Here is a 23,100-nt window from a genome sequence, read left to right on the forward strand (position 1 = left end):
TTCCGTTTACCGCCATAGTAAACACATTTCTTACAATCTCTTTGGTTCATCTCAAAATCTCTCCTTAAAGTCCCATCATCTCTCGGATAATACGGTCAGACATTTTCACTGCACCGACAAGAACGAGCATATTAAATACCAATTCCCCGATATATGCCCACACCTGCGTAACTGCTGCTGCGTCAGGATTCACTACTGGTGGCGATGAAGCAAATACGGAGAAAATAATACAAGCAAGTACGATGACTGCCCCTTCAAGCAGAACTGCACAATAGCTCTTGATAAAACTCTTGCCGACATTCTGTGTCGGTTCTCCTGCAAATGTGGAAAGCGGTATCGGTGCAAGTGCTGTGTACATATAAAGTTTGAAAAATCTTCCGTACACCGTCATTATCAGAATGAACGACAGCACCGTGATAAATAATCCTCCGATAAGCGTTACCGCCCACAAAGGGATACTCTCAAAAAATCCGCAATCCTCTATGGTCGTTACCATCTCTGCGGGCAAGGTCGTCTGTTCCGGAGTTCCAAATCCGGCAGCATTCATAATGGTTGAAATCGTACCCTGCACAATATTAAATAGTGCAAGCATAAGCTCCATTCCGTATGTGATGACACCTTTCGCCAGTGCAAAACGGACAAAGAGTTTCAGTGCGTGTTCCGGTTTCTTCACATCTGTAAAACTTCCGCAGGTCTTTACCATACCTATCACAAAAAACAATACAAGCAAGGCAAGCCCGATAGCCTGAACTGCACCGTTGATGTCAACGATAACCTTCCAGATATTCCCGCCCTTAAAGTTCTGCGGTGTAGTTGTGATGAGTGTCCATATTTCCGACAGTTTTTCATTCCAAGTTTCAAGGGCATTTTCAAGATTTTGAACTACCCAGTTATCACTCATTCAAAGCACCTCCTTACAATTAAGGGGTGTCCCTTAACTTGGCACACCCCTCGATAACTGTGTAACTCTTATCTTAGCCTGTGATAAGAGTAAGGATTTCTTTCGCAAAAGTGATAATGACACCGCCCGCAAGAGTCAGGAAGCCATTGGCTCTCTGAGAAGGGTCGTGAGATTTGAGTGAAAGACCGACCTGCACGATACCAAAGCCAAGCAAAATCATACCGATGGCACGGATAAGTCCGAAGATAAAGTCGGACAGATTATTGACTACGGTAAGCGGGTCATTCGCTGCAAATGCAGTCGTTGTCATTCCAAGTGCCAACGCACCGACAATGACCATTGTGCAGTAAGCACGGAAGCCTTTCTTAACCTTTCCGGTCATAGGCAGTTTCTTTGTTTCCTGAATGTCAGTTGCTTTTTTCTTAAAAATAGTCATAGTTGAATACCTCCAAAATTTAATTTGTTTGATTGTTTATGAACAGAGCTTCCATCTCCTCATCGGAAAGAAGTTCCCAGTTCGTTTCTTCCATTTCCTTTTCAGGAAGTGTTGCAGGGTCAATGTCCCAAATGGCAATCGAAGCAATATCTTTTGTAACTTCTCCGTGCTTATAAGGACTTGCCTTTCCGTCTGTGGTAAGTACCACATTCGGGTGTTTCATAATGTCATATTTGAAATCCATAATGGGTCTTTCCCCACGGATGAATAAAATAGCGTACTGATTATCGAGCATACGCACCTCATCAGGGGTAAGTAACTCTCTGCCGCTAATCTGATAGTTGGTGGAATAATTACCGCTTCTTCCGGTACTCTTTCCGAACGTGTTGGTATCAATGGTTTCCTTGCCCAACAGCTCCGACACATATTTATGGGTTGACTGCTCATTTCCACCAAGGTAAAGAAATTCATCGCAGTTACCCACAATGCTCTCCCACTGTTTTTCAAACAAGGCTTTAAGCTGTGCCAAGTTCTGTAAGATGATGCTTACAGATACCCCACGGGAACGCATAACCGACAGTATCTTGTCGAAGTCGTCCGGCAGTGAAACATTGGCAAATTCGTCCATCATAAAATGAACAGGCATCGGCAAACAGCCGCCGTGGATATGGTCGGCTGCATAAAACAACTGCTGAAAGAGCTGTGTGTAAAGAATGGATACCAAGAAGTTGAAACTGGAGTCGTTATCCGGTATCAGTGCAAACAGAGCCACCTTTTTCTCTCCGAGTGACTGCAAATCCAGTTCATCGGCAGAAGTAAGAGCAGCAAGACTCTCCAAGTTGAACTTTTCAAGCCTTGCTGCAAGGGTTATCTGTATGGATTTTAATGTTTTGGAAGAACCAGAATGATAAGAGTGGTAATACTTCAAAGCAATGTGGTCAGGATTATCTATCATCAAATCTGAAAACAGATTATCAAGCGGAGAAGGACTTGGGTCGTCCTCGTCCTCAATCGCCCCGGCTCTGAGCATTTCCATTACCATTGCAAAATTCTGTTCTTCCGGCGGTGCTTCATAATGCAGATAAAATACAAGTGCAAGCAGAAGCATTGACGCTGCCGTATCCCAAAATGGGTCATTGCTCTGTGAACCTTTCGGAGTGGTACTCTTAAAAAGATTGGTTACGAGCTTCTGCACATCATTGTCATTCTGCAAATAAACAAAAGGATTGTAACAATGGCTTTTCTCCATTGAAATCAAATCAAGCACACGCACTTCGTAACCTTTCTTCTCAAGAAGATGTCCCGTATCTCGCAGGATTTCCCCTTTCGGGTCTAATATCACATAGCTGTTTCTTGCAGCGTTCATAATATTAGGCTTTGCATAAAATCTTGTCTTACCTGCACCGGAGCCACCGCACACAAGCGTATTCAGATTTCGTCTGTGCTTCTTGGCATTAAGTCCAATGCACACATTCTGAGTCATCAGCTTATTTTCTGATAGTGGCTTTTGTCGGTACTTTTTATCAATGGCTCTGACATTGCCCCATTTGGCAGAACCGTGTTCTTCTCGTCTGCGGTAATTCTTTCTTGTCGAAAAGTAAATCCCGATACCCATTCCATAGCATAAAAGCAAAATGAGGACAGTTTTTAAGCTGTCCCCACATAATTTTATGGAAAATGGATTATCAAAAAGTGTCGCAAGATTGGCTGCTATCTCCGGCAATCCTCCGCTTATGGAAGGTGCAATCAGAAGTGACAGCCATATAACCGGAACGATACCGACAATGGATAAAATAATGGCAGTCTGCCTGTCATTATCTCGCTTCATCTGAGCGTTTCCTTTCAATCACTTTGAACTTTTTCAATGGGGCATTTCCGACTTTTACAAGCAGGTCGTCTACTGCGTCTGCCGACTTACCTTCCTCCATCAACTTTGTTTTCTCATCGTTTAAGGAGCGAATGACAACACCGTGTTCATAATCGTCCAAAGCAATGTGGTAGAGTTTTTCTTTTTCCATATCTGCCCTCCGTTATCTCTCATAGTCCTTTGAACGCTCCTGCTTCTTGCGGAACATTTCATCAGAGATATGACTGTGAATTTCTGCCATTGCATTTCGTGTCTTGGAAAGCTCCGCACGGATTTCTTTCGGCTCTTTGGAAGCCAGTCCCTCCGGAATACGGTTAATTGCAAAATTCTGTGTATCTACGCCATACTTCTTGCAAATCATATATCCGATACACACTGCCTGAAAGCCCATATCCCTGCGGCTGTAACTTTCGCTGTTGATGGAAAGCTGTGCGTGTCCAAGTTCCTGAGCGACACACTGAGCAACTGCTACGCTGTCGCCCACATTACGTTTCACATACAAGGTCTGCTTTTCATTATTATAGAAAGCTGCCATATTCGGATACGGAAGTTCATCGGTTGCCGCAACCTCCACCGGAGATACATCAAGCATTGCCGTGATAAGTGCTTTCGGGTCACGGTTTGCTGATACTGCCGGAGCTTTTCTTCCATTTGTCTGCGTAACATCAAATACCTTTTTGACATTGTAGGAAATACCCGGAGAACCATCTGCTCTTGTGTATTCCACTGGTTCAAGGATAGAAATACTCTTTGCCCCTTTGGTAATCTTCACATTGTCCTTACCCCAATCATCAAAATCTTTAAGCTGTGTCGCCTGCGGATACTGACTGTAAATAAGGAGAGCATTTGCTGCGGAATATCTGTCCATTCGACTCTGCGTATCAAGAAAGTTCTTGAACTTCTCAGGGTCACTCACAATCTCACGGGCAGCATCATCAATCATCTGATAGACTTTTTCTTTTTCTGCTCGCTTCTTTTCTGCATACTCCTCTTTGGATAATCTTGGCTGATTACCGCCAGCCTTTGCGGGTTTGAAATCATTTGTCATAGTGAATTACCTCTCTTTTGTTTTGGGTTTCTTCTTCGGCTGACGGTGTACCGTCTGACCGTTTTTCTGCTGCGGATTCTTGCCGCCTTTCTTAACCTCCGGCTCTTTACGCTCTGCTTCTTTTTGCTGTTTTGCCTGTGCCTTGTAACGGTCAAGTTTCTCTTTGACCGATGGCTTTTCCACTGGCTTTGCAACACCCTTATCAGATTGCGTTTCTACCGGCTCTGAGTTTTGCCTTGACAGAGGGCTTTTGTCTGTTTTGGCGACTGAGGGGTTTGCGTTTGCTCGCTCCTCTTTCTGCATTGGATTTCTGACCGCTTCTTCCATAATGATTTCACTCTTGGATTTAGTCGGCTTTTCTTTCTCAACCGCTTCACGGTCTGCGATAGCCTTCTCTGCTTCACTGACAATCGAAGCCTTATCCACCTTGCCAAGTTCAAATCTTTCAACGATACGCTGAATTTTAGAAGCGTCCTCTGCTCTTGCAATAATATCTACCGGAGCGTTCTCTCCCTTTGTGTTCTTATCTCTGAGGACACAATAAAGAACGCCATAGCGTTTTGCCTGTTCGGTAAACTTCTTCAAATCCTTTTGCGGAATGGAAAAGACTTTCAGCTCCTTGCCTGACTTAATCATATTGGTAAGCCTTGCTTTGCCCTTCGTCTTTTGTTCCTGCTTCAGAACCGATACCAAAAGCAATGCGATATTCTTCGCCGCCGAACCGCTTAATCTTGCAGCAACTTCAAAGCCTTCAAGCGAAAGCCTAACGACCTGCTCTGCTGCGTCACCACCGTTGTTCATAGCGTGATTTCTCCTTTCTCTGCTGTTTTTGTTCCTCTGTTTCGATATGCTCAAGGTTTTCTTCCATAACCTTTGACCTCTCCGCAATATCCTCGCAGAGTTTTACTTCCCGTCGGAGTTTTTTCAATTCTCCATTGATAGAAGCGATTTCATCTTTTGCCGCCTGAAGCTGACCATCATCAATATTTGTTCTTATCTTTTTTCGGAGATGTGTTCTTCCGGCAATCAGATTTTTCATCTGCTCCTCTAAGGAAGTCTTATATGAAAAAAGCTGTTCGTCCGTGGAAATATTTTCTCGTCCGAGCAGCCTTACTTCATCAGTAATCTTATCGAGCTTCATCAAATCATCTTTCAAAAGATAATGAAGCCTTGCGTTATTCTGTTTCTTATACTTTGGCAGATAACCGAGTCTGTAACAGTAATACAGATACAGCCCATAAAGTCCGCCTTTCTTTTTCAGCTTCTGCCCTCTGGTCTGCATACGGTACTGTCTTGGTTTATAAGTCGCCCTCTGGAACGGCTCAATCTCTGCCCATCTGTCACGATTTTCTTTGATACGCTCTACAATCCGGTCATTGGTATAATCTGCTCCGAGATTTTTCAGTCGTATCGGTTTATCGTATCCCTTTGGAATGACCGTCCAGTATTTTCGGCTTGGACTTAGGTTATAGGCATATCCCATTTCCTTGAGAGCAAACTGAAATTCTTTCAGGGTCTTGCTATGGTCGATAGCATAATCAATGGCTTCTTTTGCAACCGAATAGCGTGTCGGCATACCTGCCTTTTCTTTCATCGTCAGATAATCCGACTGCTTACTGCGGTTCGGATTCGGGTCATAGTAAAGTCCGTACTTCTCACAAATTCTGTCTGCAACTTTTCGGAATTTGAACCACGCTTTTTCCTCTCCCCACAAATGTTTGCCATCGACAAAAGAAATAGAGTTGATGACAAAATGGCAATGCAGGTGCTTTGTGTTCAGGTGGGTTGTCACAACGACCTGAAATCTTTTACCCCACACTTCATTTGCAAATTCCATTCCGATTTTCTGTGCCATCTCAGGAGATATATCTGTTTCCTTGAAACTCAAATATCCGTGATAGGCTTGGATACCATCTGTCTTTTGGTACTGTTCCTTAACCGTTATGAACTGGTCACGGGCAATCGCCACATTACAGTTGATACCCTCAACATAAAATTCTCGCTCTGTTTTTTCTTCATCCTTTGCATAAGCAATAACATCAGCAAGAGCCTGATACTGTTTCGGTGAAAACTCCCTTTTGATATTTGCAGAAGTCTTTTCGGGATTGGTTGCATAGTCAATGACCTGACCGAGCCTTTCTGTTACCGACCACAACTTTGTTACTGCCATTTCATTTCGCTCTGATTTGGACGAAGATATGTCCTCTCAATCTCTGACTGGAACTTATTCCACTTTGCAGCTTCATTCTTCAGCATAGGTGCGTCAATGAAACCAAGTGTATTCGCTTTGGCAGCAAGCTGATTGATGTTATTACCGATAGAGGAAAGTTCCCTCATCACATCATAGAAACGGTCATCGGGTTTCTCTTTCGGTTCGTAACCTCTGATAAGTAAACGGATAAGTCCTGCTTCGGAAAGACAAGCCTTCTTTGCCTTTGCTGCCAAATCCTGTGCTTCCTTGCGGTTAAAGCGTACAATCTTCTGAATGTTTCTCTTTCTCATAATCGGTATCTTCCTTTCTCTTTACTCTGCAATCTTTGTTAATCTGGAATAAGCACATCATCGTAACGCCAAGACAACTGCCGAGCAGTGTTCCGGCGGCAATAAGTAATAACTCTCTCAAATCAAGTTCTCCTTTCTCACGGGGTATTAGGGGCAACCCCTAACGAGCCTTTTACCGTTTGGGAAACTGTGTTTATCCAAATGGTCTGCTCGCTAAGAATAAACATCTCCTCCGGGTTGCCCCGTTCTCAGTCTACTATCTCTCATAATCCTTTGATTTCGGCTTAAAAGGTTCAGCCACGATATTGCCGCCCACTTCCTTAGAAAAGCGTTCGGGATACTTGAACTGTTCCTTGTATTTCTTCATCATATCGTCCGGCAAGCTCTGAAAACTCTCACTCTCAGGCGGTGCATAACAGATAAAGAATTTGCCGCAGATAATATCTACCATCTCTTTCTTATCATTGTCCTGCACATAAACTGCACGGTTAAGCGGAAGTCCTCTCATCTTTCCTTCCTCATTACAGATGATTGCAACGTCATCGTCATAGGGCATATATTCCTCAATATTCCCGCCGACAACCTCCTGCATTGCTTCCAGACTGTCGTCGATTACAATTTCCTTCGGGTACTTTTCCGGTTCTACCAAGAGAACTTTAATCTTAGAATCATTCATCGTTCTTCATTCCTTTCGTGTGTTTTTTTATTGTAAATTCCCATCCGCATACAAAGAAAATCGTTGAAGTCCTTACCTGCTTTTGGTGGCTCATCAACGATTTCATACTTATCCGGCAGAATAGTTTTTAAGGTCTGTGCTGCCTTTCTGCCCGCTATATCATTGTCAAAATGGATACGGATTTTCCTGACAGATGGGTTACTGCCAAGATACTTTTCCAGTGCAATCGGCACTTTACTGTCCTCAATTTTCTTTGCCGGAGAATACACCCCGGACAGCGAAACAAAGCTCATTTCTTTCCAATCCTGCCCATTCAACTTCGCAAGCGTGGCATAGGATAACAGGTCTATGGCACACTCAAAGAGGTGTACTTCCTCCAAGTTTTCCTTACCAAGCCGAAAAGAATAATCTTTTTTACTGCCACTGCAATCGCCCATAATCCTACGCTTATTCGTGGAACGGTAGGCTGCATATTTCGGCTCTTTCTTCTCGTCATAGCCTACAAACACAACATTGTGATACGGCAGGCTCTCAAAGATAAGGTCATTAGAGATACAGTAATTGATGATTTCAAAATCTATTCCTCTCCCGAAAAGATACTCTGTAATCACTCTGTTGGAAGCACATTTTTCAGGGAGAAGAAGCGGTTTATTTTCCTCTTTTGGCTGTGGCTTTTCATAGACCGGAGCCTGAATCGCTGTGTGTCCGATAATGGTTTCCACCGCTTCAAGGAAGCTGTAACCTTTGACCTTAATCAGATAATCCAAAGCACTCCTGCCACCGATACCTCTCGACCACCATATCCATTTCCCGTTTGAAATCTTCAAACTATCGTGGGTTCTGGTGCAATAGGTGTTACCTGAAAACTTAACCAGTTCATACGGTTCATAATTTCTCAGGTAGGTTAATAAGTCCATCTGTTTCGCCTGAATGATTAACTCAGGTGCGATAAATGGCATATCGACCACCGCCTTCCTGTTTATCTCTCATACGATTTCTCCTTTCTGCCGCCGACTGCTTCGCCCTCATCAGGCTCTCCGCCGACAATCTCATTTTCCTTTTTATCCATATTGAGCAGGATATTCAGCTCATCAAGTCGGGCAGTTTTTGCCCTCACTTCTTCCTCCTTTGCAAACGGCTTTTCGATTTCCTGCTTCGCTGTTTCAAACTGCTTTTCCGTATTTTCAAGACTGTTTTTCGTATCAGCAAGTGTTTCTTCGAAGCGTTCAATGCCGTTATCTATTCTCACGATATTACCGTGAGCATCGTCGCCAAGCGGTATATCTCTGCTCGTTTCGCCTTTCAGTTTCACAACATAATTACGCTGCACCGTATCAAAATACAGTTCCATTTGAAAGCCACGGTACTCGCCAAGTGGTATCGCATCGGGACTGTTCATTGACTTGCAGGCATTGATGATTGCCTGACCTGCTTCGGCTTTTTCGGAATAAGAAACACCCGATACCATCATTCCAAGCGGCTGCTCGTCTATCGGTTTCGGGTGTAATTTTGCTGTTTCAACATCTTTTGTAAGTCCCTCTACACGGGATTTCAAGTAAGCAATCTGTTGTGGGTAGAACTTGATGACCTTATCCTCCAGTCCGTATTTCTCCGATAAGAAATTGGATTTTAACATCTTTAGCTTCTGCACCTGAATGTCTAAGTCCATCTTTTCTTTGATATATGGATTACCTGTTGCAAGCATTTTTATCTCTGCATAGGACAGTGCGGTTTCATCAATATCCTCTGCCGACCTGACCGGAGATTTGCTCGTCATAATCTGACTTGCGAACTTCTGCTTACCTTCCACAAGCTGATAGAGGTATGCATCAAAGGTCTGCTCTGTTACATAGCGGTAAATATCTACCTGCGGATTTTCATTGCCCTGACGGACAATTCTACCGGAACGCTGCTCCAAATCTGAAGGTCGCCACGGACAATCCACATCGTGAAGTGCGATAAGTTTGTCTTGCACATTCGTTCCTGCTCCCATCTTCTGAGTAGAGCCAAGAAGCACCCTGACTTCTCCCTTGCGGGTCTTTTGGAACAGTTCTTTTTTCTTCATATCCGTGTCGGCTTCGTGTATAAATTTTACTTCACTTTCAGGAATACCTCTCTCAATCAGCTTTTTCCTAATGTCGTTATAGACGGAAAATGTTCCGTCATTCTTCGGCGTGGAAAGGTCACAGAACACAAGCTGTGCCGATTTCTTGTCGGCATTTTCTTTCCATATCCGATAGATGTTATCGACGCAGGCATTGATTTTACTGCCCTCAAAATCAGGCAGCATATCATTTAGCATACGCTGGTCAAGAGCCAGTTTTCTTCCATCATTCGTGATTTTCAGCATATTATCTACGCTTGAATCCACACCGCCGCCACGCACCTGCTCGGCTCTCTCTGCAAGGGAAGCAACCATTTCCTTCTGCATTTCCGACGGCTTTACTGCAATGTTATGGTACTTTGCTTCCGGTACTGGCAGGTTCAACATATCTGCTGTTTTAATGTCCGCTATCTCCTTGAACATCGCCATTAGTTCAGGCAGGTTATAGAATTTTGCGAACCTTGTCTTTGCTCTGTATCCCGTTCCTTCCGGTGTAAGTTCCACTGCCGTAATGGTTTCTCCGAAAGTGGAAGCCCAGGCATCAAAGTGCTGCAACCCATTTTTCACAAGCGTGTTGTACTGCAAATATCGCTGTATCGTATAGAGTTCCACCATACTGTTTGAGATAGGTGTACCCGTTGCAAATACGGTTCCTCGTCCTCCGGTAATCTCGTCAAGGTAACGACACTTCATAAAGAGGTCGGAAGATTTCTGTGCTTCCGTCTGTGCGATACCTCCCACATTACGCATTTTTGTATAAAGATAAAGGTTCTTGTAATAATGGCTTTCATCAACAAAAAGCCTGTCTACACCAAGTTCCTCAAAGGTTACAACATCATCTTTTTTCGTCTGGTCATTGAGTTTATCAAGTTTCTGCTTGATGGATTTTTTTGACTTTTCAAACTGTTTTATGGAGAAGTTTTCCCCTCGGTTTCGCTTGAGTTCTGCAATTCCTCCGGTTATCTCCTCAAGCTGTTGTTCAAGAATTGCCCTCTGTCTTTCAATGGACATCGGGATTTTTTCAAACTGTGAATGCCCGATGATAACTGCGTCATAATCTCCGGTTGCAATCCTGCCGCAGAACTTTTTACGGTTCTTGGTTTCAAAATCTTTCTTCGTGGCAACAAGGATATTCGCCGCCGGATAGAGCTGCAAATACTCTGCCGCCCATTGTTCGGTCAAGTGATTTGGTACAACAAACAGTGACTTGTTACAAAGCCCAAGCCTTTTCGACTCCTGTGCTGCCGCTACCATTTCAAAAGTTTTTCCTGCTCCGACTGCGTGTGCAAGAAGCGTATTTCCTCCGTAAAGGATGTGGGCAACTGCATTTTTCTGATGTTCCCTGAGTTCGATTTCAGGGTTCATACCATTGAAAATAATATGGCTTCCATCATACTCACGGGGTCTGACGCTGTTGAACTTCTCATTATAGAACTTGCAAAGCCTTTCCCTTCGTTCAGGGTCAGACCATATCCAGTCCTGAAATTCCTGCTTAATCATTTCCTGCTTCGACTGAGCAATCGCAGTTTCCTTTTTATTCAGGACAGCCTTTTTCCTACCCTCATCATCTTCGATATAATCAAAGATACGCACATCTTTTAAGTTCAGCGTTTCCTCGATAATCTTATAGGCATTGATGCGGGAAGTTCCGTAAGTGTTATATGCCCTTACATTTCCTTTGTCGTAAGATTTACCCTCAATGTTCCACTCACTCGTAAAAGGAGAGAAGTGAACTTTGATATTCCACTGTGCATATCGTGGTGTTTCAAGCAAATGAAAGATAAACTCCTGCACATCGTCCGGCGGCAGCCAAGTTGCACCAAGTCGTACGGAAATTTCACTTGCAGTCAGGTCTTTCGGCTGCACCTTTTGAAGTGCTTCCACATTGACCTTATAATCTTCCGGATAGAGTTCTGCCGAGTTCTTTGCAATCCTCAGCTTCTCCCTGACATTACCCGAAAGATATTCATCAGCCATCAGATACTTCGGTTCGTAAGAGTTTCCATACTCATAAAGCGGATTTAGGAAGATAACACCCTTCAAATCCTCAAAGATTTCATTCTCCGATTTACCGGAAAGCTCCATCATATAGTCCATATCAATCGTGGCTTTTTCTCCAAGCGATACCGCCAACGCTTCGCTTGCCGTATCAACAGAAGTAACCGGAGTATGCGGCTTAATTGTCCTTTTAGAAAACATATCAGCCTTACGTTCCAGTTCTCCGTCCTCTCCGATTATCTCCAATGCGGAAAGCAGAGAGAATGAACTGTCCTGCGAAAAAGCAGAAGTATTTGCACGGCTGTTAATGAGTCCGTACTTACCTGAAAAGGTATCATAAAGTCTGTTTAATCTCTCCTGCTCCGCTTTGATTTCGCTGTCAGGGTAATCTTCTGTCTGCAATTCAATCAGCGTTCTGACGGAATTTCTAATAGCAATCATACCCTTAATTCGGTTCTCTGCGGTTGCCGATACCTCCACCGGAGTCATACGGGAATTTTCACGATAGTAGATTTTATCGTCCACCACCGTATAGGAAAAGTTTCTCACTGTCGGGTCTGCCGGAATAGAATTATCTTCCTCCTCCAGTTCTTCCTCGGCTTCATATTCCGTGATTTCCCCGTGAATATTTGCGACTGCTTCATCAAGCTGTGCTGCAAGGTCTGCATTTTCATACGGTACACAAGTTGCTTCCATACCGAAACGCCCCGATACCATTTTCATTTCTCCAAGTATCATTTCGGGGTGCTGCACAAAATAAGAGTTCATCTTAATTCCGTTCTCATCGGTATCAAGATGAACCCAATCCGGCTCAATATCTATCAGTCTGTCACGCTTTTGCAGGATAAGAATATCCGAAACGACTTCCGTTCCTGCATTACCCTTAAAGGTATTATTCGGCAATCGAATTGCTCCAAGAAGCTCTGCTCTCTGTGCAATATACTTTCGTACTGCCGAGTTTTCCTTATCCATTGTGCCTTTGCTCGTTACAAGAGCCATCACACCGCCGGGTCTTAACTTATCAAGGGACTTTGCAAAAAAGTAATCGTGTATCAGGAACTTATACTTGTCATATCTTTTATCCGATACCTTAAAATCTCCAAAAGGCACATTACCAACCACTCCATCAAAAAAGCTGTCCGGCAAATTGGTTTCTTCAAATCCTTGTGCCGCAATGGTTGTTTTCTGATAAAGCTGCTGTGCAATCCCTGCGGAAATCCTATCAAGTTCCACACCGTAAATCTTACTGTCCTGCATTGTGTCCGGCAGCATACCGATGAAATTACCGATACCGCAGGACGGTTCTAACAAGTTGCCCTCCTTAAATCCCATCTGCTCCATTGCCTTATAAATAGCTGTGATTACTTCGGGCGGCGTGTAGAACGCAGTCAATGTGCTTTCTCTTGCTGAAGCATATTCCTCCGGTGTTAATACCGAAGAAAGTTCCAGATATTCCGTTGCCCACGCTGAATTATTTTCATCAAAGGCTTCTGAAAGTCCACCCCAACCGACATACTTTGATAAAACAATCTGTTCTTCAGGCGTGGCAAATCTGTTTTCTTCCTGACATTTTTTGAGAAGCTGTATTGCCATAATATTTCTGCGGAAGCGTTCCTTTTTACCAACCGTTTCAACCTCATTTTCTCTGAGATTAAAGGTATGACGGTCTGCCATAGGCACATCAGGGTGCAGGTCAAAGCCTTTGACCTTTTTCTTCTGCTCCCAAGCGGGAACTACCGGCTCAGGCTCTTTATCATAACCGTTTCCTATGCGATACCCCTGCTTATACATCTCATCATAGCTGTCAAAACCTGACTGCGAAGCTACTATCTCTCGATAATCCTCTATCGGCATACTGCCCATATTGGTCTGAACTTCTGTGACTGAAGATTTTTCTGCTTCCGAAACAAGGCTCTGCATTGTATCCTGCGTGCAGTCTGTAAAATCTGGTTTTTCTAAAAAACGGCTTTCTGCTTCCGAAAACCATTCCGTTCCGACATCAGCAAGTGTCTGATTGGCGATACTTCCAAGCCTATCAAAAAACTCATTAGATGTCTGACTGTCTTTTGCTATCTCTGTGATTTCATCAAAATTCAGTATATTTGTGACATACTGTCCTCCGGCTGCACTATCCGGATTATAATAAATCCAAGTAACAGTTGCATTATCCTGATTGATAAAAAAAGCATCGTTATAATCGACAGTTACATTTCTTTCTTCGGTTGGTACTTCTTTTACAATCAAATGCTCATTCATTGGATTTTCACGCACTTTTTCATCAAACTCTATGTGTGAAAATTCCTTGTTAAACAACGGCATATCATAGTCATAGAGCATTACTCTCTCGTCATCAATAGATAAAATTTCATACTCAGAAGCACCGATATACACCTTATCGCCAAGATGATATTCATACTCCACATCTTGCGGCATTTCCTGTTCTTCAGGCTCTTTTTGGGCTGGTACGGTGGACATCACTTCACGATTTTCAACCTGTTCTGCTACTCTTGCACGCTTCACTTCCTGCTCAGCGAGCCATTCAGGATAGTTCCACCATTCTTTTTTATTCAGGTATCTGTCATCGCTGATAAGGCGACCAATTTCCTTTGCAACCTCCGTCCAATTCATACGAATCTCTGGTGCATTTTCCTCATAACCTTTTCGGATACGGACACCCTTTGCATCGCAATCATAATTATAGTCCGAAACACCACCTGCGTATGTTCCTCCGCCAGTGCCATACTCTTTTTTTAGAAAATCGGCATTTTCTTTAAGCGATAAACTCTTTTGATACTGCTCATAAATACGGTACTTTCCATTCGCAAAGCCGCTTCCACTCGCAAGATAATTATCTATAATTTCTTTTGGAATAGAAAAAGCAGAGGTTGTTTGTTCCTCTGCTCGTTCTTGTATAAAGGATAATTGCCCGCCCATATCCGGCAACGGTTTTATATCTTCTAAGCGAATATCACTTCCGCTTTCACGATTTCCTGTGCCGAGCTGCGAAGGGAGTTCATCAGACAAACCCATTTCATCATATCCTCTGCTTTCATCTGTTCGGTCACTCCCTCTTTCTGTGCCATCTGGTTCAGGATTGTTTCCTCCATCTTGCTGGCTCTCTGTTCCACTTCCGCCAAGTGCTGTGTCAGTTCGCCCCTCGTCAGGAGATTGTAGTAAAGGACTCTGTGATGTTCCTTCAGAAACTTTCTCCTCATCTGAGCGTATCTGCCCAAAGTCACTTCCGGCTGCTGTGGAAGTTTCAGGTTCGGAAGGCTGTAATCGCCCACCATTGTGTAGGTCAGTTCGTTCATTGTCCAAACTCCTTTCGTCGTTATTTTCAACCTTATTGTATTCATTTCTGTCCTGACCGACAATTATGCGATTTTGACGGTTAAGTGCGGTAATTGTTTTAGACACTTCCGTCAATCCCATTTCTGCAATATCACTGGTAGCAAAGCCAAGTGCATTGAGTGTTTCCTGCGTATTGAAGTTGGTAACATCTCTGAAATCATCAAGTTCAAAATAGCCGTCCGTATCAACACCAAGCCTTGACATCATCATATATGCCACACTGTTTGCTACGACATTTTTATAAATGGAAGCCACAATATCATTGTCTACTTCCTCAAGGAAACTGACTTCGGTTGCATAGTAAAGGTCTTGCAGATAATCAGGAATATTATCCTCTGCCGCATTTCTTGCAGCTCCCATAATTGCTTCGGCAAGACTGCTCTTATTCTCAATCTCTCCGAAAGTGCTTTCCAATGTTTCAATCACATCTGCTTCGTATTCCTGACGCATATCCCAAATCGGGACTGTTCTCGAATATTTGCTTTCGTGGGTGTCTGAAATATCAAAGTAATGCGTCAGTCTTTGCCTTGTACGGTTCTCATCAGCAAAAACAGCAATACCTCTTGCACCTCGGTTGACCCATCTGCCAAAAATTCTGTTCCACTGCTCTATCTCAAGAACCGCTGTTGCATCAGGTCGCTGTGCATATACAAGAAGCTGCTCGTCATAGCGTAACTTATAATTTCGGCAAGCCGAAGCCAAGAATGCCTGCCAGTTCTGAGGATTTGATACAACCGTTTTGCAGGTGCGGTTGTAAAGCTCAGAAATAAGGTCATATTTTCGTGCCATTACCCTTGCACCTCCTTATCGTTTCTTATCTCTGCTCCTGCATAGCAGGCTCTTTCTTTTCATTGTTACCTCTGTTATTTTTTACTGCTTCATCAGAACCTCCGCCCAAATATGAAAAGAGTTTACCAGACTTTGTATTCTTCTGAAGTTCCATAATCACACCCATATCGGGAATAGTGATATTTGGAATTTTCAGGATTGCTTCCATATCAAGCTGCTGCAACTTTTTCTCCGTATCACAACCGGAGTCAAAGAGTTTATTCAGCACCTTGACCTTATTCTGAAAAGTTGCTTTGTCTTTCACGAAAATACCTCCTTAACCAATGTTGATTACAATAGAAATACCGCCACTTTGTTCTTCTTTCTGCGGATTGCGTGAATACTCAGGAAAAAGGGACTGTACTCTCTGCCTTGCCCTGCGTATGGTTTCAAAGCAAGGAAGTCCGTATGCTCTGTAATTAAATACAATATCTTCAAGCGGAAGTTTTCCGGCAGGAATATATCCGTATCGGTTGTAATAATGCAGAATGAGAAGCATATCATCATACCTCGACATCGGGCATTCCTTTAAGATTTCAAGCACTCGGCTCTCAACCGTTTTCTGTTGTTTCATAGTGTTCCTCCAAAAAAAAAAGGGACAGAGTTTTTTATGCTCTGCCCCGACTGGTTAATATTCGGTTATTTCTTACTTCTTACGGTTTTTAACCTGAAGAAAGATAAAGCCGCCAACGATAACGGCGACTAATGCGATAGCGATAATTGTCTTTGCTTCCATTACTCGTTACCCTCCTTTTTCTTCTTTTTGTGTGCAACAACAGAAGTTACGGCGATACCGACAGCAGAAAGTCCGGCAAGGACATACCAAAATTTCATATTGGTATCATCTCCTGTTTTCGGAGTATCCCTTAATTCATTGTGCATTTTTACGACGGCTGTTTCATCAAGTTTGATAGTAACATTCTGGTCGGCAGGTGTGATATATGCGGCAGACGCATTGTTAGCCACCTCTGATACGGTATATTCGCCAATACGAAGTCCCTCAATCACGATTTCGCCGTTCTTATCTGTTTCAAATGTCATATCATAACCATTTGCTCCGGTTACTCTGAACGCAAAACCTTTGACCTTACCGTCCGAAGATGTCTTGACGATTTTCAGTGTTCCACGCATAGCTTCATTGATGAATCCAACGCCTGCCTTATTCTCAACGGAATAAGTTGTTTCGTCCTTTTCAATGAAAACAGAGTATTCTCCCTTATCAAGCAGGAAGCCCTCCGGTGCTTTTGTTTCACGGACAATATATTTTCCGTAAAGCAACTCTTTCATCTCATAAATTCCGGTTTCAGTTTCTTCAAGATTTCCGATAAGTTCATCGCCATCATCAATCTTTCCGTTCTCATTGGTGTCCTTATATACCTCAAAGGTTGCACCCGTAAGCTTGTTATCTGGATATTCAGCGTCCACTTTTGTGAGTCTGATATTGCCGTGAACATACTCATTGACAATCTCGATTTCAACTACCTGCTCGGCTTCACTGATATTGACCTCATGCGCTTTTTCATCAAGAACAAATCCCTTTGGCTGCTCGATTTCTCTTACAATCCATTTGCCATAAGGAACTTTTGCAAAAGAAAAACTACCGTCTTTTGCAGAGGTAGTCGTCATAAGTGCAGTATCCTTTGTAAATTCTGTTTCTTCGGCTTTGAAGATACCGATAACAGCACCCTCAAGTGCTTCTCCATTCTCATCAATCTTCTTACCTGATACAGAACCATAGATAAGTTCATTCTTGATTTCTTTTCCGTCATTCACTTTTATTTCAACCGTTGCGGTATCCTGACCTGCGTATTCAAATGCAACCGGATATTTCGTATCTGAGAGAACATAATGCTCATCGGTTGCAATCTCTTTGACATAGTATTTGCCAAACGGAAGGTCTGACTTCATATCAGCAGTTCCATTTTCATTTACACTGACAATCTCAATCAGTCCATCAGCCGGAATAACTGTACCGCTTGCAGATACAATATCTTCTGCGGCATAAAGACCAAAGCTGATATTTTTGATTTCTCCGTTGTCGCCAATACCAAATGTCTTATCCTTTTCAATGGCTTTTGCAAGGCTTACCTGCACTTTCTGTCTTTCGTTATAGAATGATGTGGAAGTTTCGGTAACAGATATATTCTGACCTGCATAAGTAAGCTCAACCGTATGTGTTTCGCCACTGACTACCATTCCGTAAGGTGCGGTAATTTCCTTGACCTCGTATTTTCCGAGATAAAGTTCTTTGCTCTTAACAAACCCATTGGAGCTTGTTGTGATAGTATCTACCACTTCGCCCTTTGAATAGCGGAGTGTACCGTCCGGTGTACTAATATCTTCCGCAGCACGGACTTCATAAACTGCACCCTCAAGTCCTGCCACTTCATAAACAGGCTGATAGATAACATCACTGTCCTCAGAACCACTTACATTGACACCGCTAAATACTTCTCCGGTCTTTTCAACCATGATAGTACCTTTCTGTGCCATATTCGGCTTATTGACTTTCACAACAGTTACGCCGCCTTCCTCTGTGGAATTTTCTTCGGTAATATCAAAATATACCGGAGTATCATCAAGTACATATCCATATGGAGCTTGTACCTCTACGATAGAATATCCCTTGCCGTAATCCAGTTTCTCAGGTGTGACAAGAGAACCATTTGCGTCGGTATAGAACACATCAATCGTGGTTGGTGTCGGATAAGTAAAGGTCATTTTGACCTGATTGCCCTGCGGGTCGTAAATCTTAAATCCTGCTCCTGCATACGGAATACTCTTTCCGCTTTCTGCGTCCACCTTGACTACATTGACAAAGCTCTCGAAGTTACGGTTATTGATAAGATAACGGTAGGTCTGTGCGTTCTGTGAAATGAACACATCAAAATCATCCATCATCTCTCTGCCTTCCCAACCGGAAGTCTGGTGTACGGTATAAATACCATACGGCATATCTTTTGTCTGACCGAAGCCATTTTCATCGCAAACGATAGTATCTCTCTCGTCTTTATTGGCTGCGTCATAGCTTCCGGCAGATTTCAAATAAATCTCAAAGGAAGCACCCTTTTCAGGAGTTTCAATCTTTGTTTCTCCATCATCAGTGTGTTTAATGATAGCCACGTTACCTTTGATTACCTGCTCGGTTACATCATTGGAAGTAAGGTTGTGTTCCACCTCATAAAGTTTCGGGTCTGCACCTACCTTGTGAATGGTCTTATCAAGGAGATAGCCTTCACTCGGTGTAATTTCACGGATTGTCCAGTCGGTATCACAAACATATTCTTTGGTAGTGAACTGACCGTTTTCATCAGTAACATACTTATCAACAAGCGTTTCTCCCTTATAGATACCGTAAACTGCTCCTGAAAGTTTGGCATTGCCCTGTGCTTCGCCTTTCTCTGCGTCGCTCTTTGTTACTGTTACAGTAAATTTCTTCAAAATATTGTTGAAGTTTCTTGTGGTTACTTCTTTCCACTTCACTGGTGCAGTCTGATTTTTCGGCACAACATAACGGATAGCTGTGTCTACTTCTTCAAGGGTATATGGTTCAGAACCACTGATAAGCACATCTTTAAAAGTTGCCACACCGTTATTGTCTGTAACTGCATACTGGTCAACAGTATCACCGGAAAGAGAAGTACCGTAAAGATGGAACTTCACACCTTCAACAAGGTTATCTTCTGAGGACTTCACTACCTGAAGGTCGCCACGCTTCAATTTGTTATTGAAAGTGACCTTTGCAACCTGCCCTGCCACAACAGTAACTCTATGTGTTTCCTGCGGCTCGTACTTATCGTATGCCTGCTCGGTTACAGTATAGATACCCGGCATAAGGTTATCAATCTGGAACTTACCGCCATTAGCTGTTGTAACCGTCTGATTGATACCGTTTCCGGTAATCGTGAAGTTAATACCGTCAACCTTGCCGTCCTCACTGGTCTTTACAATCTGACAAGAACCATAGCTGACTTTCATCTTCACATAACCGTTGATACTGTCGCTTACTTCCTGAGCATAGCTGACAACATCCTGCACACTGGAATTCTGACCGTGTTTGCCCTCTGACCATACAACCACACCTCTGCGGACTGCATTTTTCTTGGTTGCGGTAATGGTAAATTCCTTACTCGGTGCTGTATCCATAGAAACCGTAAGTTTGTTACCATTCACTGAAAAACTTACTCCACTGATGTTTGCCTTGAAATTATATTTGGACAGCACATTATTGGAATCTGTCAGAGTAGTTGTGTACTTGCTTCCGTTCCACTCAAGTTCTATTGTCTTTGCCGAACCGGATGATTTATTACAAAAACTCGGTATGGTCGCATGGTTCTGTACACTCTGCACCATACTGTTGTAATAACTGAAAATCTTATTGCGGAGCGGATGCTTTGCATTGATGACATCTTTCACATTGCTGCAACCACTGGCTGCTACATGATTGAAGTTCGCATCACGCTCTCCGATAACAGTTTCCCAGATAAGAAGCTGTGTAGCATAAGCCTGTGCAATGCTGTTTGCTGCCGCTTCATTCTGTGACCTCCAAGAAGTCGAGATTCTCCCACGATAGCCATACTGTAAAATACGACCAACGAAAAGACGTATTTCATCTCCGGAAATAACCCCATTGGCTGCAAGGTTATTAAAATAATTTTCGTCATACTTATTCATTGTCTGACCGACCTTGAGCGAAATTCCCGGCTCAATACAATAAGCAACATTGCCTGAGTATGAGCCAATAGCCTTAAGATTGGTAAAATTGGAACGTCCGGTATGCCAACCATTTTTCAAGGTCAAATTGCTGTGTCCCCATACCCCATCGTAATTAGCATCGCCATCACGAGGGAAATCGACCATATAAACATCGGCTTTTTCTCCCGAAGCAGCATATGCTGTTGTCGAGCCAATGCCTGCAAAAGTGGTCACACACATAAGGGTCGCCAAGAAAAGCGACGTGACTCTTTTGAATTTTGACTTTATCATTGCGTTTCCTCCTGTAAAAATTGAAAAACACACCGTATCTCTACGATGTGCCTTTGTGGATTTTCTCTTACGACAAGATTTACCTGCCGAAAAACAAATGCGGATTTTTCGTTAATTTTTCATTTTACCATACACCTCCAGTCCGTTCATATTGTGCGATTGCCCCTTAGAGATAGACATATACTTTGAGATACTTATATTCAAGTGAGATAATATATATCGTTTTCGGTAGGTAGAAGTATAACTAAGGGGTTAGAGTGTGAGAAAGGGGAACTGTAACTCCGGCTATCTGCTGTCACGTTCTGCACGATTACGCAAAAACTTGTTGTAATGCTCCAATGCTTTGCAAACAAAATCCTCCGTCTGACTGACGGGAATGTTTTTCGGGATAAGCTGTCTTACTCTGTCACCCCTCAACACGATTTTTTCCTTTTGGTTCGGCTTTTCCTCAGACATAACAGCGTGGATTGCTTCGGTTGTAAGGTTGCCCTCGTTGAATAACTTTCGCATACGGATTGTCTGGTCGTGTGACGGGGTAGCATCATTCAGGTCGATTTCATCAACCACATCACGCTGGCAATCTTCATCAAGATAGGAAAGCTCTACGGCAGGACGCATTTTAATACGCCCCTCGTCAACAAATTCAAGCAGTTCAGAAACAAGGTTTGTCAGACGCACATATCGGTGTATCTGATTTCTGCTGTCCCCTGTTTCCTGTGCAATTTGTTCATCGGTTCGTAAATTCGTCCCCACTGGGGACACATTTTCTTTTCTTGGTCTGCCTGCTTGTCTTTTCATTGCTTCCAAACGCATTTTATACGCAAAGGCTTTTTCACTCGGCAATATCTCTGACCTCTGAAAATTACTCTCAACCATTAAAATGGTCGCTTCATCTCTGTTCAGGTCTACAATCTCACTTCTCAAGGTTTCAAATCCTGCCAGTTCACAAGCTCGCTTTCGTCTGTGTCCTGAAACAAGTTCGTATCTGCCGTCCTCTTTCTGCCTTACCGTTGCCGGAGTAATAACCCCTCTTTCCTTGACACTCTCCACAAGCTGCATCATATCTTCATCGTCCCTGACCTTAAACGGATGGTCTGGGAAATCATCAATCAGCTCTAACGGAATATCTCGGATTTTTGAAAGCTGTTCTTCATCTCTCTGTGCCTGCGTGGTAAATAAATCATCGAGCTTCGTGAGAGTGAAGTCGCTCTTTCTTCCTGCCATCGGCTAACACCTCCTTTGTAAATTCAGCGTATGCCTTAGACACTGTGCTGTTTGGCTCATAAGCATAAATGCTTTTGCCTTTGGAAGAAGTTTCAGCGGCTTTTACGGCAATCGGGATTTGTGTTCGATACATTCTTATCTGATTACCGAAATTCGCCATGAGTGCTTCCACCGTACTCTTTGCAAGGTTTGTTCGGCTATCCACCAAAGTAAGCAGCATACCGTCTATCTTAATATCCGGATTGATATACTTCTTTACTTTTGAAATGGTCTGCACAAGCTGTGTCATACCCTTTGCCGGCAAATACTGAGCCTGAACCGGAATGATAACACTGTCTGCCGCCGATAAAGCATTGAGAGTAACCATACCAAGTGAAGGCATACAGTCTATAATTACATAATCATATCTGTTTTTCACTTGACACAAATAATTCTTGAGTGTAGTTTCTCTGCTCATTGCGTTTACAAGGTTAAATTCCATTGCTGAAAGCTCAAGGTTTGCCGGAACAAGGTCAACACCTTCTTCGTGATGCAGGATACCAACCATAGGGTCTGTCATCGTTTCATTGATTACATCTGTGAGTTTTGTTGCAAGCGTGATACCCAAACCGTCTGTATCCTGCCAACCAAGACAAGTTGTTAAATCGCCCTGCGGGTCTGCGTCTATGAGCAATACTTTCTTGCCCTGCATTGCAAGCCCGACTCCGAGATTAACTGTTGTGGTGGTCTTTCCGACTCCGCCTTTCTGGTTACATACGGAAATCGTTTTGCAGTTTGACACTTCTTTTTGCCCTCCTTTCTGAAATTCATAGCCACCGCATTATGGCTATGTACCTGACCGACTCATTTCCTAATCGGTCATAGCAATATTTGTTCTCAACACCCCTTGCCAAGCAAAATGCTTATGGGAAGTCACTAAGGAACAGACTGCTTATCTGTATCATAGGATTCTAACCTCTGCCGGGTACTCCGCCAGCTCCGTAGAGAAGTATCATTATCATTCTGACTGTCATCGCCATATCAGGAGCAACCTGATACTCATAGCCGGAATTCTCGCTATTCTGAAATACAGAAATCACGGCGTACCTGCTAAAGTGGCTATCATCAGAAATAAAGTCTTAGTGAATGACTTATTCAATTTTCAAGCGAAAAGGCTTCCGTTTTTGCTATCTGGAATGA

18 protein-coding genes are annotated in these 23,100 nt (G+C 43.2%); all 18 read right to left on the minus strand.

Translation table 11 applies throughout. The features are described from left to right. Positions 1–64: 64 nt before the first annotated feature. Positions 65–901, minus strand: a complete 837-nt coding sequence (locus tag DW152_RS04690) for a hypothetical protein (protein ID WP_002594677.1) — start codon at positions 899–901, stop codon at positions 65–67. A gap of 73 nt (positions 902–974) precedes the next feature. Beyond that, positions 975–1,337, minus strand: coding sequence for a hypothetical protein (locus tag DW152_RS04695; RefSeq protein WP_015512775.1), 363 nt, complete (start codon positions 1,335–1,337; stop codon positions 975–977). 19 nt (positions 1,338–1,356) lie between these two features. After that, complete coding sequence (locus DW152_RS04700) at positions 1,357–3,165, minus strand: VirD4-like conjugal transfer protein, CD1115 family (protein ID WP_117805318.1); 1,809 nt, start codon at positions 3,163–3,165, stop codon at positions 1,357–1,359. Continuing rightward, positions 3,152–3,355, minus strand: a complete 204-nt coding sequence (locus DW152_RS04705) for a hypothetical protein (RefSeq protein ID WP_008789327.1) — start codon at positions 3,353–3,355, stop codon at positions 3,152–3,154. Before DW152_RS04705 ends, DW152_RS04700 begins: the two co-directional genes overlap by 14 nt. 12 nt (positions 3,356–3,367) lie before the next feature. After that, complete coding sequence (locus tag DW152_RS04710) at positions 3,368–4,252, minus strand: LtrC-like protein (RefSeq protein ID WP_117805319.1); 885 nt, start codon at positions 4,250–4,252, stop codon at positions 3,368–3,370. Between the two features lie 6 nt (positions 4,253–4,258). Next, positions 4,259–5,053 carry a PcfB family protein gene (locus tag DW152_RS04715; RefSeq protein WP_066517854.1) on the minus strand — a complete coding sequence of 265 codons (795 nt, stop codon included), beginning with the start codon at positions 5,051–5,053 and terminating at the stop codon, positions 4,259–4,261. Further along, a complete protein-coding gene (locus DW152_RS04720) occupies positions 5,037–6,422 on the minus strand; it encodes a relaxase/mobilization nuclease domain-containing protein (protein WP_117805320.1) in 1,386 nt (461 codons plus the stop codon). Before DW152_RS04720 ends, DW152_RS04715 begins: the two co-directional genes overlap by 17 nt. Then, entirely contained in the window at positions 6,413–6,754 is a 342-nt protein-coding gene (locus tag DW152_RS04725) for a plasmid mobilization protein (protein ID WP_002594670.1), read from the minus strand. Before DW152_RS04725 ends, DW152_RS04720 begins: the two co-directional genes overlap by 10 nt. Then, entirely contained in the window at positions 6,717–6,875 is a 159-nt protein-coding gene (locus tag DW152_RS04730; protein WP_087203228.1) for a DUF3789 domain-containing protein, read from the minus strand. The genes DW152_RS04725 and DW152_RS04730 overlap by 38 nt, the downstream gene beginning before the upstream one ends. 135 nt (positions 6,876–7,010) lie before the next feature. Further along, positions 7,011–7,430 (minus strand): DUF3846 domain-containing protein, encoded by a 420-nt coding sequence (locus DW152_RS04735; RefSeq protein ID WP_087203227.1) that lies wholly within the window; start codon positions 7,428–7,430, stop codon positions 7,011–7,013. Next, positions 7,427–8,389 (minus strand): DUF3991 and toprim domain-containing protein, encoded by a 963-nt coding sequence (locus DW152_RS04740; RefSeq protein ID WP_055056983.1) that lies wholly within the window; start codon positions 8,387–8,389, stop codon positions 7,427–7,429. Before DW152_RS04740 ends, DW152_RS04735 begins: the two co-directional genes overlap by 4 nt. Before the next feature lie 20 nt (positions 8,390–8,409). After that, entirely contained in the window at positions 8,410–15,672 is a 7,263-nt protein-coding gene (locus DW152_RS04745; protein WP_117805321.1) for a DEAD/DEAH box helicase family protein, read from the minus strand. 25 nt (positions 15,673–15,697) lie between these two features. Next, positions 15,698–15,976 (minus strand): hypothetical protein, encoded by a 279-nt coding sequence (locus tag DW152_RS04750; protein WP_117805322.1) that lies wholly within the window; start codon positions 15,974–15,976, stop codon positions 15,698–15,700. Positions 15,977–15,988: 12 nt separating this feature from the next. Beyond that, positions 15,989–16,285 carry a hypothetical protein gene (locus tag DW152_RS04755; RefSeq protein ID WP_092071888.1) on the minus strand — a complete coding sequence of 99 codons (297 nt, stop codon included), beginning with the start codon at positions 16,283–16,285 and terminating at the stop codon, positions 15,989–15,991. A gap of 161 nt (positions 16,286–16,446) precedes the next feature. Continuing rightward, a complete protein-coding gene (locus DW152_RS04760) occupies positions 16,447–20,697 on the minus strand; it encodes a SpaA isopeptide-forming pilin-related protein (RefSeq protein ID WP_117805323.1) in 4,251 nt (1,416 codons plus the stop codon). 285 nt (positions 20,698–20,982) lie between these two features. Beyond that, a complete protein-coding gene (locus DW152_RS04765) occupies positions 20,983–21,921 on the minus strand; it encodes a ParB/RepB/Spo0J family partition protein (RefSeq protein WP_117805324.1) in 939 nt (312 codons plus the stop codon). After that, complete coding sequence (locus DW152_RS04770) at positions 21,878–22,702, minus strand: ParA family protein (protein WP_117805325.1); 825 nt, start codon at positions 22,700–22,702, stop codon at positions 21,878–21,880. The genes DW152_RS04765 and DW152_RS04770 overlap by 44 nt, the downstream gene beginning before the upstream one ends. 169 nt (positions 22,703–22,871) lie before the next feature. After that, positions 22,872–23,000, minus strand: a complete 129-nt coding sequence (locus DW152_RS13565; protein ID WP_255601781.1) for a hypothetical protein — start codon at positions 22,998–23,000, stop codon at positions 22,872–22,874. Between the last annotated feature and the right edge of the window lie 100 nt (positions 23,001–23,100).

The sequence above is a fragment of the Dorea sp. AM13-35 genome, assembly GCF_003473885.1.
GTDB lineage: Bacteria > Bacillota > Clostridia > Lachnospirales > Lachnospiraceae > Dorea_D > Dorea_D hominis.